This window comes from Dietzia sp. CW19 (genome assembly GCF_014145265.1).
Classification (GTDB): domain Bacteria; phylum Actinomycetota; class Actinomycetes; order Mycobacteriales; family Mycobacteriaceae; genus Dietzia; species Dietzia natronolimnaea.
This window is the reverse complement of sequence record NZ_JAALEE010000066.1, coordinates 1-8,190: the sequence shown is the minus strand read 5'-3', so window position 1 is coordinate 8,190 and position 8,190 is coordinate 1. Positions and strand designations below refer to the sequence as shown.

Genomic DNA, 8,190 nt, shown 5'->3' with positions numbered 1-8,190 from the left:
CCCGTCCGCCACGCCCGGTCGAGGGCGGCCGACACCGCGGAACCGTACGCCCGGACCAGACCGCCCGTGCCCAACCGGGTGCCGCCGAACCACCGCACGACCACCGCGCTCACCCCGGTGAGCCCACTGCCGCGCAGGACCTCCAGCATGGGGGTGCCGGCGGTTCCGGAGGGTTCGCCGTCGTCGTTCGAGCGCTCGATCCGGCTCGACCCCGGCACGTCCACCAGGAAGGCGCTGCAGTGGTGGCGCGCGGCCGGATGGGCACGGCGGAGGTCGGCGATCAGGTCGCGGGCGGCCTCCTCGTCGTCGCACCTCCTCACCACGGCGAGGAACCTCGAGCGCTTCTCCTCGTACTCGCCGGTGACGTCCGGGCCGGCGGCCAGCCTGAGCACACGTGTCCCGGGGTCGGTCATGGGACCAGTATCGCCGCCCCGCCCCCGGTGGTTTTCCCTACCCTGGGGGTGTGACCTTCCCGAGCAGTGACACGTTCTCCGTCTGGGCGCCGACAGCCGAGGCCGTCGGCCTGGTCCTGGACTCCGCCGACGCCGATCCGATCGCCATGCACCGCACCGCCGACGGCTGGTGGGCCTCGACCGTCGTCCGCGAGCAGGGCAGGGACTACGGGTTCGTGGTGACGGGCGACGACGGCGAGGTGAGCGACGCGCGTCCCGACCCGCGGTCGGCGCGTCAGCCCGACGGCGTGCACGGGCTCTCGCGGGTGCACCGGGTGGACGCGACGCGCTGGACCGACTCGGCCTGGACGGGTCGGCAACTGGCCGGGTCACTCCTGTATGAGATGCACGTGGGAACCTTCTCCCCCGGTGGCACCCTGACCAGCGCGATCGAGTACCTCGACGACCTGGTGGAGCTGGGCGTGGACATGGTCGAGGTGATGCCCGTCAACGCGTTCAACGGCGAGTACGGCTGGGGTTACGACGGGGTGGCGTGGTTCGCCGTGCACGAGCCGTACGGAGGACCGGACGCGTTCCAGCAGTTCGTGGACGCCTGCCACGCCCGCGGACTGGGAGTGTGTCTTGACGTGGTCTACAACCACCTCGGGCCGTCGGGGAACTACCTGCCCGAGTTCGGCCCGTACCTGTCCGCCGCCGACGGGCCGTGGGGATCGGGGCTCAACCTCGACGGCCGCCACTCGGGCGAGGTGCGCCGGTACATCATCGACAACGCCCTGCGCTGGTTCGACGAGTTCCACGTGGACGCCCTGCGCCTGGACGCGGTCCACGCCCTGCACGACGCCTCGGCCGTGCACCTGCTCGAGCAGCTGGCGGTGGAGGTCGAGTCCCTCTCCGCCCACCTCGGGCGACCGTTGTCGCTGATCGCGGAGTCGGACCAGAACGACCCCCGGTTGGTCACCGCGAGAGAGGGCGGCGGACTGGGCCTCACCGGACAGTGGGACGACGACGTGCACCACGCGGTCCACGCCGCGGTCTCCGGTGAACGCCAGGGCTACTACTCGGACTTCGGGTCACTCGAGTCACTCCGGCAGGTCCTCACCGGGGCGTTCCTCCACGCCGGGACGTGGTCGGCGTTCCGGGGGCGGGTCCACGGCCGCCCGCTGGATGTCGGACGGGTCCCGGGCAGCCGGTTCGTGGCGTACACGCTCACCCACGACCAGGTGGGCAACCGCGCCGCGGGTGACCGGCCCTCCGTGAACCTCTCACCCGCGCAGCAGCTGGCCAAGGCCGCGATCGTCCTGTGCTCCCCCTTCACGCCGATGCTGTTCCAGGGCGAGGAATGGGGCGCGCGTACCCCGTTCTGCTTCTTCACCTCGCACCCCGAGCCCGAGCTCGCCGACGCCGTGCGCCGGGGCCGGACCCGCGAGTTCGCCGAGATGGGATGGGACCCGGCCACGGTGGCCGACCCCCAGGACCCGGAGACGTTCCGGCGGTCGGTGCTGGACCGGTCCGAGCAGACCCGGGACCAGCACGCCGAGATCCTCCGGGGGTACCGCGCACTCATCGCCCTCCGGCGGGCCGAGCCCGAGCTGACCGATCCGTGGCTCGGGTCGGTCCGCGTGCGGTGCGGGGTCGAGGCCGACGACGGCCGCTGGCTGATCGTCCACCGCGGATCGCTCGCCCTGGTGGTGAACCTGGGAACCGAGCCGAGCAGGGTCCCGGTGGCCGGCGAGGCGGTGCTGGCCTCGGGGGCGGTGGTCGACGAGGACTCGGTCTTCTGTCAGGCGTTCGGGTTCGCGGTGGTGCGCACCCGCCCGGACACCGGGTAGACGGGCCTCAGGTCAGGTACTCGTACGCCGCGGTGCCGGGCTCGAGCCGCTCACAGTCGATCCGGGAGGCCTCCATCCGCTCGAGCAGGGAGTGCAGGCCCGTGGCGGAGCCGAGTTCGATACCCACGAGGGCGGCCCCGTACTCGCGGTTGTTGCGCTTGAGGTACTCGAACTGCGTGATGTCGTCCTCCGGACCCAGCACCTCGTCGAGGAATCGACGCAGTTGGCCGGGCTCCTGGGGGAACTTGACCAGGAAGTAGTGCTTCAGCCCCTGGTGCACCAACGAGCGTTCAATGATCTCGCTGTACCGCGAGACGTCGTTGTTACCGCCCGAGATGATGCAGACGACCGTCGCGCCCTCGTCGATCTCGAGCTGCTCGAGTGCGGTGACCGCCAGCGCGCCGGCGGGCTCGGAGATGATCCCCTCGTTCTGGTACAGCTCCAGCATCGCCGTACACACCGCACCCTCGTCCACGGTGAGGACCTGGATCCGCTCGGTCATCGACGAGATCACCCCGAACGGGAAATCCCCGAGCCGTGCCACCGACGCACCGTCGACGAAAGTGTCCACGGTGTCGAGGGTGACGGGCTCGCCCGCCTCGAGAGCCCGGGTCAGAGAGGGCGCTCCCGCGGGTTCCACCGCGATGATCTTGCAGTCGGGCGCGTACTCCGCCAGGTAGGTGGCGAGCCCGCCCACCAGACCGCCGCCGCCGACCGGCACCACCACCGCATCGGGGACCCGGTCGAGCTGCGCCAGGATCTCCGCCGCGATGGTTCCCTGACCGGCCATGGTGTCCGGGTGGTCGAACGGCGGGACCATCGTCGCACCGGTCCGCTCGGCGTCGGCGCGGGCCGCGGTCTGGGCGGCGTCGAAGTTGACGCCGGTGACCACCAGCTCCACCCAGTTGCGACCGTGGGCGAGGATCCGATCCCGCTTCTGCTTGGGGGTGTTGGTGGGGACGTAGATGCGGCCGTTGATCCCGAGGCTCCGGCAGGCGAACGCGACGCCCTGGGCGTGGTTGCCGGCGCTCGCCGTCACCACGCCCGCGCTGCGCTCGTCACCGGTCAACTGCGACATCAGGTTGTACGCGCCCCGGATCTTGTACGACCGCACCGCCTGCTGGTCCTCGCGCTTGAGCAGGATGGTCGCGCCGGTCTGCTCGCTCAACCGCTCGCTCTGGTGCAGTTCGCTCGCGAGGATCACGTCGCCGATGCGGCGGGCGGCGATGTCGATGTCGTCTGGGGTCACTACCTGGGTCGCGGCGGAGTCGGTGACGGTCACGACGACCAGTGTCCCACCGTGCGGTCCGTCACCGCCAACTGGTCATCCGGTGAGACAACCCGGCCCGAGCAGCGCCTTGAGATCCCCCATGAGCGAGGAGGACGTCTCCACCCGCAGATGGTCGTCCAGTCGCAACACCGTCGAGGAGTTCCCGTTGACCAGCCGCAGGTGGACGTCGGAGGGTCCGGGGTGTCGGCCGAGCACCTGTTTGAGGGCGGTAACGGTCTCGATGGTGCACATCCGGGTGGGCAGGGTCAGCGCCAGCGGGGCGCCGTTGCCGCCCACGACCAGGTCCGGCACCTCGAGGGTGTCGCCGAACACCGACACCCGGTCCTCGCGGATGTTGATGCGCGCCTTGACCAGGACGACCGCGTCCTCGGCGATGTCCAGCGCCGCGAGCCGGTACGTCTTGGGGAAGAAGAGCACCTCGACGCTCCCGTTGAAGTCCTCGATGGTCACGATCGCCCACGGTTCGCCGTTCTTGTTGACCCGCCGGTCCACACCGGAGATGATCCCGCCGATGGTCACCGCGGTGCCGTGCGCGAGCTCGCCCTCGTGGATGGTCGCGATCGACGTGTCGGTCTTGGCGGCGAGCGCGGACTCCAACCCGTCGAGCGGGTGGCCCGAGACGTACAGACCGAGCATCTCCCGCTCGAGCGCCAGCTTCTGCTTGATCTCCCATTCCTCGTCGGGCACGCGGACCGCGAAGACGTCGCTGAAGGCGGAGGCGCCTCCCGTCTCGTCCGTGTCCGCCCCGCCGAAGAGGTCGAACTGGCCCACCGCCTCGGCCTTCTTGGTGGACATCACCGACTCGACGGCGTCGGCGTGGACCAGGAACAGTCCCTTGCGGGGGTGCCCCAGGGAGTCGAACGCGCCGGCCTTGATCAGCGATTCCGTGACCTTCTTGGTGCACGCGGTCTGGTCGATCTTGGCCAGGTAGTCGGAGAAGTCGGTGAACGCCCCCTTCTCCGTACGGGCGGCCACGACGGAGTCCACGACGTGCGAACCGACGTTGCGGACCGCACCCATACCGAACCGGATGTCCGTGCCCACCGAGGCGAAGTTGGTGAGCGACTCGTTGACGGACGGCGGCAGGACCCGGATCCCCATCTGCCGGCAGTTGGACAGGTACAGCGCGGCCTTGTCCTTGTCGTCACCCACGGAGGTGAGCAGGGCGGCCATGTACTCCGCCGGATAGTTGGCCTTGAGGTAGCCGGTCCAGAAGGACACCAGCCCGTAGCCGGCCGCATGGGACTTGTTGAACGCGTACGAGGCGAAGGGCTCGATGGTCCCCCACAGGGCGTCCACGGCCTCCTTGGAGAAACCGCGCTCGAACATTCCGCCCGAGAACTTCTCGTACTCGGCGGCCAGGACCTCGGCCTTCTTCTTGCCCATGGCCTTGCGGAAGCCGTCGGCCTCACCGGCGGTGTATCCCGCGAGCTCGCGGGAGATGGCCATGATCTGCTCCTGGTACACGATCAGACCGTGGGTCTCGCCGAGGATCACCCGGAGCGGCTCCTCCAGCTCCGGGTGGATCGGCACCAGCTCCTGCTTGCCGTTCTTGCGGTCGGCGTAGTTCCAGTGCGTCCCCATCCCCATGGGGCCGGGCCGGTACAGCGCGAGGGCGGCCACGATGTCGTTGAACCCCGTCGGCTTCATGCGCTTGAGCAGCTCACGCATGCCACCGGAGTCCAGCTGGAACACGCCGAGGGTGTCGCCGCTGGCCAGCAGGTCGTAGGTCGCCTGGTCGTCGGTGCTGAGCGTGTCGAGGTCGATCTCCTCGCCACGGTTGGACTTGATGTTCTCCAGGCAGTCCCCGATCACGGTGAGGTTGCGCAGGCCCAGGAAGTCCATCTTGAGCAGGCCGATGTCCTCACACGAGGGGTAGTCCCACCCGGTGATCAGGGCGCCGTCCTGCGCGCGCTTCCACATGGGGATCACGTCGAGCAGCGGCTCGGAGGACATGATCACCGCGCACGCGTGGACCCCCGCCTGCCGGACCATGCCCTCGAGTCCGCGGGCCGTGTCGTAGATCCGCTTGACGTCCGGGTCGGTCTCGATGAGCTGGCGGACCTCCGAGGCCTCGCCGTACCGCTCGTGCTTGGGGTCGGTGATGCCCGACAGGGGGATGTCCTTGGCCATGATCGCCGGTGGCAGGGCCTTGGTGATCCGGTCGGCGATCGCGTACCCGGGTTGGCCGAAGTTCACGCGCGCGGCGTCCTTGATGGCGGCCTTGGTCTTGATGGTGCCGAACGTGATGACCTGGGCGATCTTGTCGGCGCCCCACTTGTCGCTGGCGTAGCGGATCATCTCGCCGCGTCGACGGTCGTCGAAGTCGATATCGATATCGGGCGCGGACGGGCGCTCCGGGTTGAGGAACCGCTCGAACAGCAGGCCGTGCTCGATAGGGTCGATGTTGGTGATCTTGAGCGCGTACGCCACCAGCGCACCCGCCGCGGACCCTCGACCCGGTCCGACCTTGATCCCGATGGAGCGGGCGTACTCGATGAGGTCACCGACCACGAGGAAGTACCCGGGGTACCCCTTGCCCTTGATCACCTCGAGCTCGAACTCCGCGCGGTCCAGGTACTCCTGCGGAACCCCCGCGGGGAAACGCCACTGCAGGCCCTTGTGGACCTCGCGGGCGAGCCAGGAGTCCTCCGTCTCCCCCGCAGGCACGGGAAACTTGGGCATCCGGTCCTTGGGCGCCCAGATCTCGTCGTACGGCTGGACGCGTTCGGCGATCCACAACGTGTTGTCGCACCCGCCGGGGACCTCGGAGTCCCACTGGGCGCGCATCTCGGCCGCGGACTTGAGGAAGTACCCGTCGCCGTCGAACTTGAAGCGGTTCTCGTCGGCGAGGGTCTTGCCCGTCTGCACGCACAGCATCGCCTCGTGCGCGTGGGACTGCTCGCGGGTGACGTAGTGGCAGTCGTTCGTCACCAGCGGCGGCATGCCCAGGTCCCTGCCGAGCTTGAGCAGGTCCTCGCGGACCCGCCGCTCGATGTCGATCCCGTGGTCCATGAGCTCCAGGAAGAAGTTGTCCTTCCCGAAGATCGACTGCCACTTCTCGGCCGCCTCGTAGGCCTCCTTGTGATGGCCCAGGCGCAGGCGGGTCTGGATCTCGCCGGAGGGACAACCCGATGTGGCGATGATCCCCTCGGAGTGCTCGGCCAGGATCTCGGCGTCCATCCGCGCCCACTTGCCCAACTGCCCCTCGTACGAGGCCAGCGAGGACAGCAGGAACAGGTTGCGCAGGCCGGTCGCGTTCTCGGCGACCATGGTCATGTGGGTGTAGGCGCCCGAACCGGCGACGTCGTCACCCTTCTGGTGCTTCTCCCCCCACAGCACGCGCTTCTTGTTGAACCTCGACTCGGGTGCGACGTACGCCTCGATGCCGATGATCGGCTTGATCCCGGTCTTGACGGCCTGCTTGTAGAAGTCCGAGGACCCGTACATGTTGCCGTGGTCGGTCATGCCCACCGCGGGCATCCCGAGCCTGGAGGCCTCGGCGAACATCGGGTTGATCTGCGCCATCCCGTCGAGCATCGAGAACTCGGTGTGATTGTGCAGATGCACGAACTGGGATCCGCCCACGCAGCATTCCTCCTACGGCTTGTCCGGCCCAGTGTAGGTCGGTTATCCGACACGACCCGAAACGCCAGCACGCGTCCGGCGGCGTGACCGTCCCGCCAGCGTGAACGCGATCACCGCCACCCAGATCAACGCGAAGCCCGTCCACTGGACGGCGTCCAGTCGCTCCCCGACCACCAGGATCCCCCAGGCCATCTGCAGGACCGGGATGATGTACTGCAGCATCCCGACGGTGGCCAGGGGTATCCGCTGGGCGGCCACCGCGAACAACAGCAACGGCACCACGGTCACCAGGCCCGAGGTGGCGAGCAACGCCGCGTGCCCCGCCCCGTGTCCGGTGAACGTGCCCGCGCCGGTCGCGCCCAGCCACACCAGAACGGCGAGCGCGACCGGCGCGATGAGCAGCACCTCCCCGGTCATCCCCACCACCGGGTCCACCCGGAGCTTCTTCTTGAAGACCCCGTACAGGCCGAAACTCGTCGCCAGGAGCACCGAGAGGTACGGGAAGTGTCCGTACCCCACGGTGAGAACCCCCACCGCGACGACGGCGAGGGCCACCGCGAACACCTGGGGACGGTTCAGCCGTTCGCGGAACGCCACGACTCCCAGGAGCACGCTCACCAGGGGGTTGATCGTGTATCCCAGGGCCGCCTCGGTGACCCGCTCGGAGTTGACCGTGTGGACGTACACACCCCAGTTCACGGTGATGAACGCGGCGGCGCCGGCGATCCGCGCCCACGAGAGGCGGTCGAGCGCCCACAGCTCCCGCCACCGTCGCATGACGGTGAGCACCAGCGCCATGATCACCAGCGACCACACGATGCGGTGGCCCACGATCTCGACCGCACCGGCGGGCTCGAGCAGCGGGAAGAACGCGGGGAAGAAGCCCCAGAGCGTGTACGCCAGGACCCCGGCGAGCATCCCGAGCGCCACCGACCGGTCGGCGGGATCCCGCCCGCGGAGCTCCCCTCCCCGCTCGGTCATCCGCACCACCCCGGCACCCGCGCGCTCACGCCGACGGCACGGGGGCGTCGTCGGGGAGGGGGAACGCGGCGTCGACCTGCTGGGGCTG

General features: G+C 69.2%; 5 protein-coding genes. 1 reads left to right on the top strand and 4 read right to left on the bottom strand.

Going from position 1 to position 8,190, the window contains the following annotated elements; all coding sequences use genetic code 11:
- Nucleotides 1-413, bottom strand: a 413-nt coding sequence (locus tag G6021_RS02455; protein WP_182640605.1) for a YigZ family protein, incomplete at its 3' end; no start/stop codon positions are given.
- A gap of 50 nt (nt 414-463) precedes the next feature.
- Between G6021_RS02455 and treZ the strand changes: the two genes are divergently transcribed.
- Complete coding sequence (gene treZ, locus G6021_RS02450; protein WP_179525084.1) at nt 464-2,242, top strand: malto-oligosyltrehalose trehalohydrolase; 1,779 nt, start codon at nt 464-466, stop codon at nt 2,240-2,242.
- A 7-nt stretch (nt 2,243-2,249) separates the two neighbouring features.
- Here the strand turns inward: treZ and ilvA are convergent, their stop codons facing one another.
- The 3 genes from ilvA to rarD are packed head-to-tail and all read right to left on the bottom strand — an operon-like array spanning nt 2,250 to nt 8,102.
- Nucleotides 2,250-3,524 carry a threonine ammonia-lyase IlvA gene (gene ilvA, locus G6021_RS02445; protein ID WP_179525083.1) on the bottom strand — a complete coding sequence of 425 codons (1,275 nt, stop codon included), beginning with the start codon at nt 3,522-3,524 and terminating at the stop codon, nt 2,250-2,252.
- Between the two features lie 42 nt (nt 3,525-3,566).
- Nucleotides 3,567-7,121: a DNA polymerase III subunit alpha gene (dnaE, locus tag G6021_RS02440; protein ID WP_182640604.1), complete on the bottom strand. Its 3,555-nt coding sequence runs from the start codon at nt 7,119-7,121 to the stop codon at nt 3,567-3,569.
- Between the two features lie 42 nt (nt 7,122-7,163).
- A complete protein-coding gene (rarD, locus tag G6021_RS02435) occupies nt 7,164-8,102 on the bottom strand; it encodes an EamA family transporter RarD (RefSeq protein ID WP_182640603.1) in 939 nt (312 codons plus the stop codon).
- Between the last annotated feature and the right edge of the window lie 88 nt (nt 8,103-8,190).

What these genes read in the sequence shown, in the direction of transcription:
- rarD (WP_182640603.1), bottom strand. Translation starts at nt 8,102, where the DNA reads ATGACCGAGCGGGGAGGGGAGCTCCGCGGGCGGGATCCCGCCGACCGG.